The 12,498-nt window shown below is 69.7% G+C and carries 14 protein-coding genes and 1 tRNA gene; 10 read left to right on the forward strand and 5 right to left on the reverse strand.

The window, feature by feature from the left end:
* The first annotated feature begins 24 nt into the window (after nucleotides 1-24).
* The 4 genes from eno to ACGFI6_RS33665 are packed head-to-tail and all read left to right on the forward strand — an operon-like array spanning nucleotide 25 to nucleotide 3,328.
* Complete coding sequence (gene eno, locus ACGFI6_RS33650) at nucleotides 25-1,305, forward strand: phosphopyruvate hydratase (protein WP_393125837.1); 1,281 nt, start codon at nucleotides 25-27, stop codon at nucleotides 1,303-1,305.
* Nucleotides 1,306-1,324: 19 nt separating this feature from the next.
* A complete protein-coding gene (locus ACGFI6_RS33655) occupies nucleotides 1,325-1,930 on the forward strand; it encodes a septum formation initiator family protein (RefSeq protein ID WP_393125839.1) in 606 nt (201 codons plus the stop codon).
* Nucleotides 1,927-2,409, forward strand: coding sequence for a DUF501 domain-containing protein (locus ACGFI6_RS33660; protein ID WP_393125841.1), 483 nt, complete (start codon nucleotides 1,927-1,929; stop codon nucleotides 2,407-2,409). The genes ACGFI6_RS33655 and ACGFI6_RS33660 overlap by 4 nt, the downstream gene beginning before the upstream one ends.
* The gene (locus ACGFI6_RS33665; protein ID WP_393125843.1) at nucleotides 2,402-3,328 is read left to right on the forward strand and encodes an exopolyphosphatase; all 927 of its coding nucleotides are present in this window, start codon (nucleotides 2,402-2,404) and stop codon (nucleotides 3,326-3,328) included. The genes ACGFI6_RS33660 and ACGFI6_RS33665 overlap by 8 nt, the downstream gene beginning before the upstream one ends.
* Here ACGFI6_RS33665 and ACGFI6_RS33670 read toward each other — a convergent pair.
* Nucleotides 3,325-3,897, reverse strand: a complete 573-nt coding sequence (locus ACGFI6_RS33670) for a TetR/AcrR family transcriptional regulator (RefSeq protein ID WP_393125845.1) — start codon at nucleotides 3,895-3,897, stop codon at nucleotides 3,325-3,327. The two genes, ACGFI6_RS33665 and ACGFI6_RS33670, sit on opposite strands and share 4 nt — an antisense overlap.
* 131 nt (nucleotides 3,898-4,028) lie before the next feature.
* On the opposite strand from ACGFI6_RS33670, the gene ACGFI6_RS33675 reads away from it, so the two are divergent.
* From ACGFI6_RS33675 to ACGFI6_RS33690, 4 genes are read left to right on the forward strand one after another with little or no spacing between them, the layout of a single operon-like run.
* Nucleotides 4,029-5,459, forward strand: coding sequence for an MFS transporter (locus ACGFI6_RS33675; protein ID WP_393125847.1), 1,431 nt, complete (start codon nucleotides 4,029-4,031; stop codon nucleotides 5,457-5,459).
* A 9-nt stretch (nucleotides 5,460-5,468) separates the two neighbouring features.
* Nucleotides 5,469-6,314 (forward strand): uracil-DNA glycosylase, encoded by an 846-nt coding sequence (locus ACGFI6_RS33680; RefSeq protein WP_393125849.1) that lies wholly within the window; start codon nucleotides 5,469-5,471, stop codon nucleotides 6,312-6,314.
* A 52-nt stretch (nucleotides 6,315-6,366) separates the two neighbouring features.
* Complete coding sequence (locus ACGFI6_RS33685) at nucleotides 6,367-7,110, forward strand: hypothetical protein (protein ID WP_393125851.1); 744 nt, start codon at nucleotides 6,367-6,369, stop codon at nucleotides 7,108-7,110.
* Nucleotides 7,107-7,805 carry a DnaJ domain-containing protein gene (locus tag ACGFI6_RS33690; RefSeq protein ID WP_393125853.1) on the forward strand — a complete coding sequence of 233 codons (699 nt, stop codon included), beginning with the start codon at nucleotides 7,107-7,109 and terminating at the stop codon, nucleotides 7,803-7,805. Before ACGFI6_RS33685 ends, ACGFI6_RS33690 begins: the two co-directional genes overlap by 4 nt.
* A gap of 5 nt (nucleotides 7,806-7,810) precedes the next feature.
* Here ACGFI6_RS33690 and ACGFI6_RS33695 read toward each other — a convergent pair.
* The 3 genes from ACGFI6_RS33695 to ACGFI6_RS33705 all read right to left on the reverse strand — a co-directional run bounded on the left by ACGFI6_RS33695 (nucleotide 7,811) and on the right by ACGFI6_RS33705 (nucleotide 8,960).
* Nucleotides 7,811-7,893, reverse strand: a tRNA-Leu gene (locus ACGFI6_RS33695).
* Between the two features lie 21 nt (nucleotides 7,894-7,914).
* Nucleotides 7,915-8,457, reverse strand: a complete 543-nt coding sequence (gene def, locus ACGFI6_RS33700; RefSeq protein ID WP_393125855.1) for a peptide deformylase — start codon at nucleotides 8,455-8,457, stop codon at nucleotides 7,915-7,917.
* Entirely contained in the window at nucleotides 8,454-8,960 is a 507-nt protein-coding gene (locus ACGFI6_RS33705) for a glycine cleavage system protein R (RefSeq protein WP_393125857.1), read from the reverse strand. The genes def and ACGFI6_RS33705 overlap by 4 nt, the downstream gene beginning before the upstream one ends.
* A gap of 104 nt (nucleotides 8,961-9,064) precedes the next feature.
* Between ACGFI6_RS33705 and ACGFI6_RS33710 the strand changes: the two genes are divergently transcribed.
* Both ACGFI6_RS33710 and ACGFI6_RS33715 read left to right on the forward strand, forming a co-directional pair.
* A complete protein-coding gene (locus ACGFI6_RS33710; protein ID WP_393125859.1) occupies nucleotides 9,065-10,183 on the forward strand; it encodes a sensor histidine kinase in 1,119 nt (372 codons plus the stop codon).
* Between the two features lie 76 nt (nucleotides 10,184-10,259).
* On the forward strand, nucleotides 10,260-10,922 hold the full coding sequence (locus tag ACGFI6_RS33715) for a response regulator (RefSeq protein WP_393125861.1): 663 nt from the start codon (nucleotides 10,260-10,262) through the stop codon (nucleotides 10,920-10,922).
* A gap of 69 nt (nucleotides 10,923-10,991) precedes the next feature.
* Here the strand turns inward: ACGFI6_RS33715 and ACGFI6_RS33720 are convergent, their stop codons facing one another.
* Nucleotides 10,992-12,299 carry an NAD(P)/FAD-dependent oxidoreductase gene (locus tag ACGFI6_RS33720; protein ID WP_393125863.1) on the reverse strand — a complete coding sequence of 436 codons (1,308 nt, stop codon included), beginning with the start codon at nucleotides 12,297-12,299 and terminating at the stop codon, nucleotides 10,992-10,994.
* Nucleotides 12,300-12,498 lie beyond the last annotated feature (199 nt).

Raw genomic sequence — 12,498 nt, forward strand, 5'->3', positions numbered from 1 at the left:
GTCATCGAGAACTTGGGAGTCATTGTGGCCACCATTGAGGCCGTCGGCGCGCGCGAGATCCTCGACTCGCGCGGCAACCCCACTGTCGAGGTCGAGGTTCTGCTCGACGACGACACGATCGCCCGTGCGGCCGTCCCGTCGGGCGCGTCCACCGGCCAGTTCGAGGCCGTCGAGCTCCGCGACGGCGACAAGGCCCGGTACGGCGGCAAGGGCGTCCAGAAGGCCGTCACCGCGATCCTCGAGGACATCGACAAGGAGATCGTCGGGTACGACGTCCACGAGCAGCGCCTGATCGACCGGGCCCTCCTGGACCTGGACGGCACCCCGAACAAGGCCAAGCTCGGCGCGAACGCGATCCTCGGCGTCAGCCTCGCGGTCGCCAAGGCCGCGGCGGACAGCTCCGGCCTGCCGCTGTTCCGGTACGTCGGCGGCCCGAACGCGCACGTCCTGCCGGTGCCGATGATGAACATCCTCAACGGCGGCGCGCACGCGGACAGCAACGTCGACGTCCAGGAGTTCATGATCGCCCCGATCGGCGCCGCCACCTACGGCGAGGCGCTGATGCAGGGCGCGACCGTCTACCACGCGCTGAAGGCGGTGCTCAAGGAGCGCGGCCTGTCCACCGGTCTCGGCGACGAGGGCGGCTTCGCGCCGAACCTGGACAGCAACCGGGCCGCCCTGGACCTGATCGCGGTCGCGGTCGAGAAGGCCGGCCTCGAGCTCGGCAAGGACATCGCGCTGGCGATGGACGTGGCCGCGAGCGAGTTCTTCACCGAGGGCGTGTACGCCTTCGAGGGCGGCAAGAAGTCCGCGGACGAGATGATCGCGTACTACGCCGACCTGGTCGCCTCGTACCCGATCGTCTCGATCGAGGACCCGCTGAACGAGGAGGACTGGGACGGCTGGAAGAACCTCAGCTCCCAGCTCGGCGACAAGATCCAGATCGTCGGCGACGACCTGTTCGTCACCAACGTCGAGCGCCTGCAGCGCGGTATCGACGAGAAGTCGGCGAACAGCCTGCTCGTCAAGGTGAACCAGATCGGGTCGCTGACCGAGACGCTGGACGCCGTCGACCTCGCGCACCGCAGCGGCTTCACCTGCATGATGAGCCACCGTTCCGGTGAGACCGAGGACACCACGATCGCCGACCTCGCGGTCGCGACCAACTGCGGCCAGATCAAGTCCGGTGCGCCGGCCCGGTCCGACCGCACCGCCAAGTACAACCAGCTGCTCCGGATCGAGGAGGAGCTCGACGACGCGGCGACGTACGCCGGTCGCTCGGCCTTCCCGCGCTTCCAGGGCTGACCCTTCTCGGAGGTTTGGTATGCCGTCCCGTCGGGATTCCGGTGCACGACCCGGCTCGCGTCCGTCGAGCCGGACCCAGTCGCGTCCACCGGCCCGGCGGGGCGACCAGCCGAAACGCCGTACAGCGGGAACTCAGGCCGAGCCCGCGCGGACCAGAGGGTCCCGCAACCTGACCGGCCGGGCGGCCGTCGTGCTGCTCGTGCTCGGCGCGCTGATCGTGTCGTACGCGCAGAGCCTGCGGGTCTGGTTCGACCAGCATCAGCAGATCAGCGCCCTCAACCAGGAGATCCGGGACCGGGAGAAGCGCGTCGGCGAGCTGAACGACGAGATCGCCCGCTGGCAGGACGACGCGTACGTGAAGGCGCAGGCGCGGCAGCGGCTCGGCTGGGTGATGCCGGGCGAGATCGGCTACCGGGTGATCGGCGTGGACGGGAAGCCGCTCGGCGCCCCGCCGGAGCCGCCCGCACCCTCCGACGGTACGGCGGAGCCGGAGAAGCCGACCTGGTACACGAAGCTGTGGGGCAGTGTCGAGGGCGCGGGCAACCCGCCGGCACCGGCCGTCACGCCGACCCCGACGCCCACGTCGTCGGCGACCGGCACGCCGTCACCTAAGGTGACCAGGTGAGTGTCAGTCCTTCCGATCAAGAAGCGGTCAGCAAGCAGTTGGGCCGGACCGCCCGCGGCATCCGGTCAATCGCGCACCGGTGCACTTGCGGCCTCCCCGACGTGGTCGAGACCGAGCCGCGGCTTCCGGACGGTACGCCGTTCCCGACGACGTACTACGTGACGTGCCCACGGCTCGCGTCCGCGATCGGGACGCTCGAGTCGTCCGGGCTGATGAAGGAGATGACCGACCGGCTGGCCGAGGACGAGGACCTGGCCGCGCGCTACCGGGCGGCCCACGAGTCGTACCTCGCGCATCGCGAGTCGATCGAGCAGGTCGAGGAGATCGCCGGCATCACCGCCGGCGGCATGCCGACCCGGGTCAAATGCCTGCACGTCCTGGTCGGTCACTCGCTCGCGGCCGGCCCGGGCGTGAACCCGCTCGGCGACGAAGCCCTGGAGGCCCTTGAAGACTGGGGCCGCAAAGGTCCCTGTGTCTGACGCTGGAGTGCGGGTTGCGGCGGTCGACTGTGGAACCAACTCGATCCGGCTGCTGATCGCCGATCTTGTCGATGGTCAGCTGCATGAGGTCGATCGGCGGATGACAATCGTGCGGCTGGGGCAGGGCGTGGATGCGACCGGCGCCTTCGCCCCGGAGGCTCTGGACCGGGTGTTCGCGGCCGCCGAGGACTTCGCGTCGGTCATTCGGTCCAACTCCGTCAGCAGGATCCGGTTCGTTGCGACCTCCGCGGCCCGCGACGTCAGCAATCGGGACGCGTTCTTCGCCGGCATCGAGGAGCGTCTCGGCGTACGTCCGGAGATCATCTCCGGCGACGACGAAGCCGAGCTCAGCTTCCGCGGCGCCACGACCGCCCTCGACGTCCCCGCGCCGTACCTGGTGACCGACATCGGCGGCGGCTCCACCGAACTCGTCCTCGGCGACGCCAACGGCGTGATCGCGGCGCAGTCCCTCGACCTCGGCTCCGTACGCCTGACCGAGCGCCACGTGACGACCGACCCGATCGCGCCGGCCGAGCTCGCGGCGATCACCAAGGACATCGATGCCCTCCTCGACGCGACGACGGTCCCACTCAGCGAGGCCCGCGCGTTGATCGCAGTGGCCGGGACGGCGACCACTGTCGCAGCCGTCGCCCTCAAGCTCCCGGAGTACGACCGTACGGCGGTGCACCACGCTCGCCTCACCACGGATCAACTCCGCGAAACCACGACCTGGCTCACGACGTCGACGCATGCGGCTCGCGCCGCAGTCCACTCCATCCACCCCGGCCGCATAGACGTCATCGGCGCCGGCGCCCTCATCCTCCAGCGCCTGACAGACCGCCTCCCAGTCACCACCCTCACCATCTCAGAGCAAGACATCCTCGACGGCACAGCCCTAACCCTCCACTCACCTCGTTAGTGGGTGCGGACGCCGTCCAAGGCTATGGCCAGGACTCGGTCTCGTTGGGCCTGGTCCACGAAGCCGGCTGCGGTGAGGCCGCTGACCATGCGGAGCAGATCGTCGAACGAGACGTCCTTGCGCGCCTCGCCGGCCGCCTGGGCGCGTTCGAACAGGGGAGTGCCGGCGCCGTACATCGCTGCGCGGGCCGTCTTGAAGCTGTCGCTGTCGCGGTTCAGTGACTCCCAGATCGCGCGCTTGGTCGCGGCGTACCCGACGAAGCGCTGCAGCCAGGTGGTGAGCGCCTCCCACGGCGGCAGGCCGGCCGCCTCGTCGGCGGCGACGCACAGCTCCTCGATCTCGCCGAAGTACACCGCGTTCAGCAGGTCCTGACGGGTCGGGAAGTTCCGGTAGAGGGTGCCGATACCGACGCCGGCCTGGCGCGCGATGTCTTCCAGGGACGCCCCGACGCCCTTGGTCGCGAACGCGTCCCGCGCGGCGCCGAGCAGCGCGTCGAAGTTCCGTCGCGCGTCGGCTCGCTGCGGACGCCGTACGTCGACCTGCAACGCAGCCCGATTCTGCTCGCTCATCCATTCACCTTAATCACTTGGTACCGGAGGCACCCCTCCGTTATAGTGGAGGCATACCTCGACTTTACCAGGCCGGGGAGATCTCGCGCCCGTGTTCCGGCGCGCTCACACCCTCTCGAAGGAACTTCTGCATGCCTGTCATCAGGTCTGGAAACCCACGGCTGACCCTGGCGGTACTCGCCACGGTGGTCGCCTCGTTCTCGATGTTGCAGTCGCTGGTGAGCCCGGCGCTGCCCGTCATCCAGCACGACCTGCACACCACCCCGGGCACGGTCACCTGGGTCTTCACCGCCCTCCTGCTCTCGGTCTCGATCGCGACCCCGTTGCTCGGCCGCGTCGGCGACCTGGCCGGCAAGGAGCGCACGCTGTTCATCGCCCTCGGCGCGCTCGCCGTCGGCTGCCTGATCGCGGCCCTGGCGCCGAACATCGGCGTACTGATCGCCGCCCGGGTGTTCCAGGGCGTCGGCGGTGCCGTATTCCCGCTGGCGTTCGGGATCATCCGCGACGAGTTCCCGGCCGAACGCGTGCCGTCCGTGGTCGGCGTGGTCTCGGCGATCATCGCCGCCGGCGGCGGGCTCGGCATCGTCCTGGCCGGCCCGATCGTCGAGTGGCTCGGCTGGCGCTGGCTGTTCTGGATCCCGATGGCGGTGGTCGTGATCTCGACGGCGCTGGTCCGCCGGTACGTTCCGGAGTCGCCGAACCGGGTCGCCGGCCGCATCGACTGGCTGGCCGCGGCAATGCTGTCGGGCTGGCTGATTGCGCTGCTGCTGCCGTTGAGCTCCGGGCGCTCGTGGGGTTGGGCATCGGTACGTACGACGGGCCTGTTCGCGCTCGCCGTCGTACTCTTCGCAGGCTGGATCGCGGTCGAACTGCGCTCGCGGAACCCGCTGATCGACATGCGGATGATGCGGCGCCCCGCGGTCTGGACGACCAACCTGGTCGCGCTGCTGTTCGGTGCGGCGATGTTCGCGGTGTACGCGTTCGTCCCGCAGTTCCTGCAGATCCCGAAGGCCGCCGGCTTCGGCTTCGGCGCGAGCGTGACACAGGCCGGACTGCTGATGCTGCCGATGCTCGTGACGATGGCCGTCACCGGTTCGCTGAGCGGGCCGCTCGCGTCCCGGATCAGCGCGAAGAAGCAGGTCGTGTCGGGTTCGGCGCTGACGCTGGTCGGCGCGCTGCTGTTCGCCGGCTATCACGACCAGCAGTGGCAGATCGCGGTGTCGACGGCGTTGTTCGGTGTCGGGCTGGGCCTCGCGTACGCGTCCATGACCAGCCTGATCGTGCAGAACGTCCCGCGCGAGCAGACCGGCGCGGCGACCGGCATGAACACCAACATCCGTACCATCGGCGGCTCGATCGGTACTGCGCTCGCCAGTTCGATCATCACCAGCCACGTGCAGCCCTCCGGCCTGCCCGCGGAGTCCGGCTTCACCAGTACGTTCCTGTTGCTCTCGGCCTTCGCCGCTGCGGCCGTCGTACTGGCCCTCGCCATCCCGACCGCACGCCACACCCGCGCGACCGTCCTCGACCGCCCCGCCGAGGAAGAGCAGCTAGCCGCTTAATCTATGGGGATGCAGCTGCCGCATCCCTTGACCGGCGAGGTGTTCGAGAGTCCTGTCCCGCCGGGGACCGGCTGGCCCGAGGACCCGGCGGCGCCGGATACTCCGGTGGCGCGGGGTCCGGACGACGTACGGCAGTTGGCGGCGATCGACGACCTGCACGAGCTCGACGCGCGGGTGTCGGTCTGCCGGGCCTGCCCGCGGCTGGTGGAGTGGCGTGAGGACGTTGCCGTCGGCAAGCGCAAGTCGTTCGCCGGGCAGCCGTACTGGGGCCGGCCGATCCCGGGCTGGGGTGAAGCCGAGCCGGGCATCCTGATCGTCGGCCTCGCCCCGGCGGCGAACGGCGGGAACCGGACCGGCCGGGTCTTCACCGGCGACCGGTCCGGCGACTGGCTGTTCGCGAGCCTGCACCGGGTCGGCCTCGCCAATCAGGCGACGAGCGAACATGCCGGCGACGGCCTGCGCCTGTTCGGCGCGCGGATGATCGCCGCCGTCCGCTGCGCCCCACCGGCCAACAAGCCGACCCCGATCGAGCGCGACACCTGCGCTCCCTGGTACCGCAGTGAACTCGAGCTCGTGCTCCCCAGCACCCGAGCCATCGTCTGTCTCGGCAAGTACGGGTACGACACGCTGCTCGCCGCACTGATTGCCCTGGGCGCCGACGTACCGCGACCGCGGCCGAAGTTCGGGCACGGTGTCGAGTACCGGATCCCGACTCCGTACGGCGAGGTCAGCGTGCTCGGCTGCTTCCACCCCAGCCAGCAGAACACGTTCACCGGCAAGCTCACCGAAGAGATGACCGACGCCGTACTGACGCGTGCGAAGGAGTTGTCCACAGGTAGGCAGAAGGGGAGTTGACCGTGCCCCCTGAGGTGTTGGAGGCTCTGCACTATGCATCCGGGGCGCGCTCATGAGTCGTGACAATCTGCCCGAGCAGTCCCGGGGCCGTCCGGCCGCGCAACGGCCCTCGGGCGGTGGCGTCGAGCGCGCGCAGCCGACGCAGGCGATGCCGGCGGCGCATCAGGCCGGGGCGCTCGGGTTCGTCCCCAGCCCGGACCGGTTCCACTGGTGGGCGGAGCTGTCCGGCGACGTCAAGACGTACGTCGAGGGCAAGGTAGGACCCGCCGTCGAGTGGTGGGCAGATCTGCATGAGCGCGAGCGCGATCGGCCGTACGCCGTGGTTCTCGGGCCGAACGGGCTGGCCGTGACCACCCCGAAGGTGAACCAGCGCGGCCAGCGGACGCAGAGCGTGCGCCTGGACAAGTTCGTACCGTCGAGCCTGAAACACGCCGTCGTCCAGCAGCAGGCGACCCGGGCGCGGTCGGGGCTGCGGTCGCTGATGGGGCGGGGGCGCGACGAGCAGCAGCCGACGGCTGCGCCACAGCTGGAGCTCTCGGAGTACATGCGCGGCGTCCTCGGCAACCTTCCGCTGGAGGCACAGCAGCGGTTGCAGACGCCGTTCCTCGGGTCGCAGGCCGTCCAGCACTACCGGTCGTACTACTACGGCAACGACGAGGACCTCGACATGTGGCTGTACCTCGCGGGCGACCGGACCGTCACGTTCGCGTCCGGCCACCGTTCGTTGCCCGCCGGCGCCGACCCGCAGCAGGCGTCCTGGCGACTGGTCTGTTATCAGGCGGACGTCGCTCGATGAGCGCCGGCCGGGACTTCCGGGACCTCGCTGGAGCCGATCCCTGGAAGTTGCTCGGCGTCGCGCGTACTGCGGACGCCGACGAGATCAGGCGCAGCTACCGGCGCCTGTCGCGCAGCCACCACACCGACGTCGGTGGTGACGCGGACCAGCAGGCCAGGATCAACCGTGCGTACGCGGTGTTGTCCGACCCGGGCCGGCGGGCCGACTACGCGCAACTCCTGGATCGCCCGAAGCAGCAGCCCAGGGCGAACCCGACCGACTTCGCGCAGCCGGACCCCGACGAGCCGCCCGCCGACCCGTTCGAGTGGTCCACCGGCCCGGCCCCGAACCACACCCAGCCATACGCACCACCGCGCCAGCCGGCCCCGCCACCGCGCCAGCCGTACACCTCGCAGCGCGAGCCGTACGTCGCCCCGCCATACCAGCAGACACCCCAACAAGACCCGCACGTCGCCCCGCCGTACCGCGATCCGTACAGCGCGCCCACGTACCCGACCCAGCGCCGTGGCCTCAGCGGCCGCGCGGTCGCTGCGCTGATCACGGTCGTGATCTGCTCGCCGCTGTCGATCATCCTCGCGATCCAGGCGCTGCGGAGGATGCGCTGGAGCGGTCAGCGCGGCAAGACCCTCGCCTGGCTCGCACTGGCCTTCGACGCGCTCTTCATCGGGTCGTTCGTCTACACCCAGCTCAAGTAGTGCGGTGCCCGGGACGGGATTCGAACCCGTACACCCGTGAGGGCCAGGAGGTTTAAGCTCCCTGCGTCTGCCGTTCCGCCACCCGGGCTCCGGCCCCTGAGACTACTCGCTACTGGTAGGTCTTCCGCGGGTACACGGCGTGGGCGCCGGCGACGCGGTCCAGGAAGAGCTTGCCGTTGCAGTGGTCGATCTCGTGCTGCAGCGCCCGCGCCTCGAACGCGTCGGTGGTGACCGTGACGGTTTCGGTGGTTCCGGGCAGTACGCCGGTCACGGTCAGGCGGCTCGCGCGTTTGACGTCGCCGGTGAAGTCCGGGACCGACATACAGCCCTCACGCGCCTTCTCGTTGCGCGAGGCCTCGACGACGACCGCATTGCAGAGCACGAAGACGCCGTGGCAGGTACGGGTCTTCGGGTGACCGCTGACGTCCAGCGAGAACATCTGCGCGGCTACGCCGACCTGCGGCGCCGCGAGCCCGACGCAGCCAGGCGAGACGCGCATCGTCGCGACCAGGTCCGCGGCGAGCTGGATCATCTCCGGGTCGAGCGGGTCCACGGGCGCACTCTCGGTCGCCAGCACCGGATGCGGCGCGCGGACGACCTCCAGGACCGCCCCCTCGACCTTCAGCTCGTCGGGCGACCAGTCGGTGATCACAGGTCGTCGCTCTCGGCCGGCCGCAGCGTGACGCCGACCCCGAGCTCCTCGGCGGTGATCTCGAGCGCCCGGTTCAGCGTCTCCAGCTCGGCCGCCGGCGGCAGCTCCACCTCGGCGGTCAGCACGTACAGGCCGCCGCTCAGCCGGGTCGACAGGTCCGTGATCGTGCCGCCGACGGCCGCGATCATCCGCGTCACCGCGGCCACGATCCCCGGCCGGTCCGCGCCGTGCACGCTGAGCATGTACGGCGCGCCGATCGGCGCGTGCCGGTGCTCCGGGCCCATCTTGCGGACCGTGATCACCAGCTCGCCACGCAGCGGCTCGAGCGCCGACTTCACCTCGTCGAACGGCCCGGCGCAGACGATCATCATCGCGAAATGGCCGCGCAGCAGCGTCATGGTCGAGTCCTCGAGGTTGACCCCGGTACCGGCCAGGGCCTCGGTGACGTCCGCGATGATTCCTGGGCGGTCCGGTCCGATGACGGTGACAGCGAGCTGACTCATGCCCGGAAACCTACCGTTGACCTAAGTAGCCGGGGGCTGCGACTTCGGTATCCGGACAGCCGGCAACGCCCCGGACAGCGGTCGCAGACCGCTACATTCGGACCATGGAGTCCCCGCGCCCGCGTCGTTCCACCCGTGACTGGGTGGTCGACAGCGTCGCGTTCGTGGTCGCGATCCTGATCGCGCTGCTCACCTACAACGACGGCCGGTCCGACCAAGTACCGGGGGTGCTGCTGGCGATCGACTTCTGGTCCGGGATGCTGCTGGCGCTGACGCTGTGGTTCCGCCGCCGCTGGCCGGTGCAGCTGGCGCTGATCGCCGCCGCGATCTCGGTGTACTCCGACGCGGCGGCCGGGCCGACGCTGGTGCTGATCATGACGGTCGCGGTTCACAAGCCGTGGCGTACGTCGCTGTGGGTGTTCGCGGTCAACTTCATCGCGACCGTCGGCTACCTCCAGGTGCGGAACAAGCCGGACTGGAAGACGCAGCTCGTCATCGCCGTCATCCTGTACGCCGCGATGGCCGGCTGGGGGCGGTACATCCGTTCCCGCCGGCAGCTCCTGCAGACGCTGCGGGACCGCGCGGATCGGGCCGAGACAGTGGCGACGCTGCAGGCCGAGCAGGCGCAGCTCCGGGCGCGGGAGGAGATCGCCCGCGAGATGCACGACGTACTCGGCCATCGGCTGTCGCTGCTGAGCGTGCACGCCGGTGCGCTGGCGTACCGTCCGGATGCGTCCACGGCCGAGGTGGCCGGTGCTGCCGAGATCATCCGCGCGAGTGCTCATCAGGCGCTGCAGGATCTGCGCGAGGTGATCGGTGTCCTGCGGGCGCCGGTCGGGGAGCTGCCGCAGCCGGCGTTCGCGGACCTGCCGGAGTTGGTGGAGGGGTCGCGCGCGGCCGGGATCCCGGTGGAGCTGATCCTCGACGCGGACGGCCCGATGCCGGAGCATGTCGGACGTACGGCGTACCGGATCGTCCAGGAAGGGCTGACGAACGCGGTCAAGCACGCACCGGGCGAAGCGGTGACGATCAGCGTGACCGGTGCCCCGGGCAACGGATTGTCCGTCGAGCTCCGCAACCCGGCACCGCACCGGCGACTGGGGGACGGCCAAGGACTGAAGGGCCTCAGCGAACGCGCCGCCCTGGTGGACGGCCGCCTGGAGCACGGCCGCACCCCCGACGGCGAGTTCCGCCTATACGCCTGGCTACCGTGGCCGCTATGACCGAGCGGAGCGAGGGCATCATCGAACACAGCCCATTTTGTGCCTCATCCGCGCCCGGAGCGAAGCGAGGACGTGGATGAGTATTCGGGTACTCATCGTTGACGATGATCCGTTGTTGCGGGCTGGTTTGAAGTTGATGCTGGGTGGGGCCGAGGACGTCCGCGTGGTCGGGGAGGCGGGCGACGGGTCGGGGATCCACGGGCTGATCGAGCGGCTCGCGCCGGACGTGATCCTGATGGACATCCGGATGCCCGGCACCGACGGACTGACCGCGACCGAAGCCGTACGCCGTCGTCCGGGCGCCCCCGAGGTCGTCATCCTCACCACGTTCGACGCCGACGAGCACGTCCTGCGGGCGCTCCGTGCCGGCGCGGCCGGTTTCATCCTCAAGGACACGCCGCCCGCGGAGATCGTCGAGTCCGTACGCCGGATCGCGGCCGGTCAGCCAGTGCTGTCGCCGGCCGTGACCAAACGATTGATCACCCGCGTCGCCGACTCCGGCCAGGACAACCGCAAGTCCAAGGCGGCCGCCCGGCTCGCGGAGCTGAACGACCGCGAGCGCGAGATCGCGGTCGCGGTCGGTGAGGGCAAGTCGAACGCCGAGATCAGCGCGACGCTCTACCTCAGCGTCCCGACCGTGAAGACGCACGTCTCGCGCATCCTCACCAAGCTCGACCTGAACAACCGCGTCCAGATCGCCCTGCTCGTCCACGACGCCGGCCTGCTGCACGAACGATGAAAAGAAGGCCGGGCCCCCGGCGAGTTGGAGGCCCGGCCGATCAGGTGGTGTTGCGGCCCTGGAGCTGTGCTACGACTGCGTGGCCCGGCGGAACTCGTCGTTCGGGGTCTGCAGGCTGCCGAGGCTGGTCACCTCGCGCCGGAAGAACAGCGCCAGCGTCCAGTCCAGGATGACCCGGGCCTTCCGGTTCAGGGTAGGCACCCGGGACACGTGGTACGTCCGGTGCAGGAACCAGGCCAGCCAGCCCTTCACCTTGATGCCGTACAGCTGGGCGACGCCCTTGTGCAGGCCGAGGCTTGCGACCGAACCGACGTACTTGTGCTTGTAGTCCTGCGGCGGCTGACCGTCGACGACCCGGAGGATGTTCGCGGCCAGCTGGTGCGCCTGCCGGACGGCGTGCTGCGCGTTCGGGGCGCAGAACGCGCCGGTCTCGCTCGTCAGGTCCGGTACGGCGGCGTTGTCGCCGGCGGTCCAGGCGTCCTCGACGCCCTCGATCCGCAGGTTCGCCAGCGTCTTGATCCGGCCCTTCTCGTCCAGCGGGAAGTCGGTCGCGGCGAGCGCCGGGTTGGCCTTCACGCCGGCCGTCCAGACGATCGTGTCCGCGTCGAACTCCTCGCCGTCGCTGAGGATCACGTGGCCCTTCTCGCAGGACTCCAGCCGGGTCTCCAGCTTGATGTCCATGTTCCGCTTGCGGAGCTCGTCCACGGTGTACTTGCCGAGGTCCTCACCGACCTCGGGCAGGATCCGCCCGGTGGCCTCGACCAGGACCCAGCGCATGTCCTCGGGCTTGATGTTGTCGTAGTAGCGAGTGGCGTAGCGCGCCATGTCCTCGAGCTCGGCGAACGCCTCGACACCGGCGTACCCGCCGCCGACGAAGACGAACGTCAGCGCGGACTTGCGCAGTACCGGGTCGGGCTGCGAGGACGCGACGTCCAGCCGGTCGAGGACCTTGTTGCGCAGGGCAATGGCCTCTTCGACGTTCTTGAACCCGGTCGCCTCGTCGGCCAGTCCGGGGATCGGCAGCGTCCGGGCGATCGAGCCGAGCGCGACCACGATCTGGTCGTAGGCGAGCTCGTACTCCGGGCCCTCCTCGGGCATCACCTTCGCGACCTTGTGCGCGTGGTCGATCCCGGTCACCCGGCCGGTCACGACCCGGCAGCCCTTGAGGGTCTTGCGCAGCGGCACCACGACGTGCCGCGGCTCCACCGATCCGGCCGCGGCCTCGGGCAGGAACGGCTGGTAGGTCATCACCGACCGCGGGTCGACCACCGTCACGCGGATCCGGCCCTGACGGGCGGCGCGGCGCAGGCCGTACGCGGTGTACATCCCGACGTAACCGCCTCCGACGACGAGGATGTGCGGCACCTGGGCTGTCATCCGGTTCACTCTCCCTGAGTGGATCTCCGACTTCATGTTCACTTCAACGCTAAACACTCGTGAAAGATTTCACAAACCCTCTCACGAGTGATCTCACCCACCGAACATCCCCCGCGCGAGGGACTCTCCATCCCCACATGGTGAGCCGGTTCCCACCCCCGAACCACCCCACACCACCCCCCGTCACACAACCGCAAGC

Origin of the sequence: Kribbella sp. NPDC048928 (assembly GCF_043197975.1) — a bacterium.
Classification (GTDB): Bacteria; Actinomycetota; Actinomycetes; order Propionibacteriales; family Kribbellaceae; genus Kribbella.

Coding starts and splice junctions, on each gene's coding strand:
- ACGFI6_RS33705 (WP_393125857.1), bottom strand. CDS start 8,960: ATGAGTCAGCTCGCTGTCACCGTCATCGGACCGGACCGCCCAGGAATC.
- ACGFI6_RS33715 (WP_393125861.1), top strand. CDS start 10,260: ATGAGTATTCGGGTACTCATCGTTGACGATGATCCGTTGTTGCGGGCT.
- ACGFI6_RS33710 (WP_393125859.1), top strand. CDS start 9,065: ATGGAGTCCCCGCGCCCGCGTCGTTCCACCCGTGACTGGGTGGTCGAC.
- ACGFI6_RS33675 (WP_393125847.1), top strand. CDS start 4,029: ATGCCTGTCATCAGGTCTGGAAACCCACGGCTGACCCTGGCGGTACTC.
- ACGFI6_RS33670 (WP_393125845.1), bottom strand. CDS start 3,897: ATGAGCGAGCAGAATCGGGCTGCGTTGCAGGTCGACGTACGGCGTCCG.
- ACGFI6_RS33690 (WP_393125853.1), top strand. CDS start 7,107: ATGAGCGCCGGCCGGGACTTCCGGGACCTCGCTGGAGCCGATCCCTGG.
- ACGFI6_RS33685 (WP_393125851.1), top strand. CDS start 6,367: ATGAGTCGTGACAATCTGCCCGAGCAGTCCCGGGGCCGTCCGGCCGCG.
- ACGFI6_RS33655 (WP_393125839.1), top strand. CDS start 1,325: ATGCCGTCCCGTCGGGATTCCGGTGCACGACCCGGCTCGCGTCCGTCG.
- ACGFI6_RS33720 (WP_393125863.1), bottom strand. CDS start 12,299: ATGACAGCCCAGGTGCCGCACATCCTCGTCGTCGGAGGCGGTTACGTC.
- ACGFI6_RS33680 (WP_393125849.1), top strand. CDS start 5,469: ATGCAGCTGCCGCATCCCTTGACCGGCGAGGTGTTCGAGAGTCCTGTC.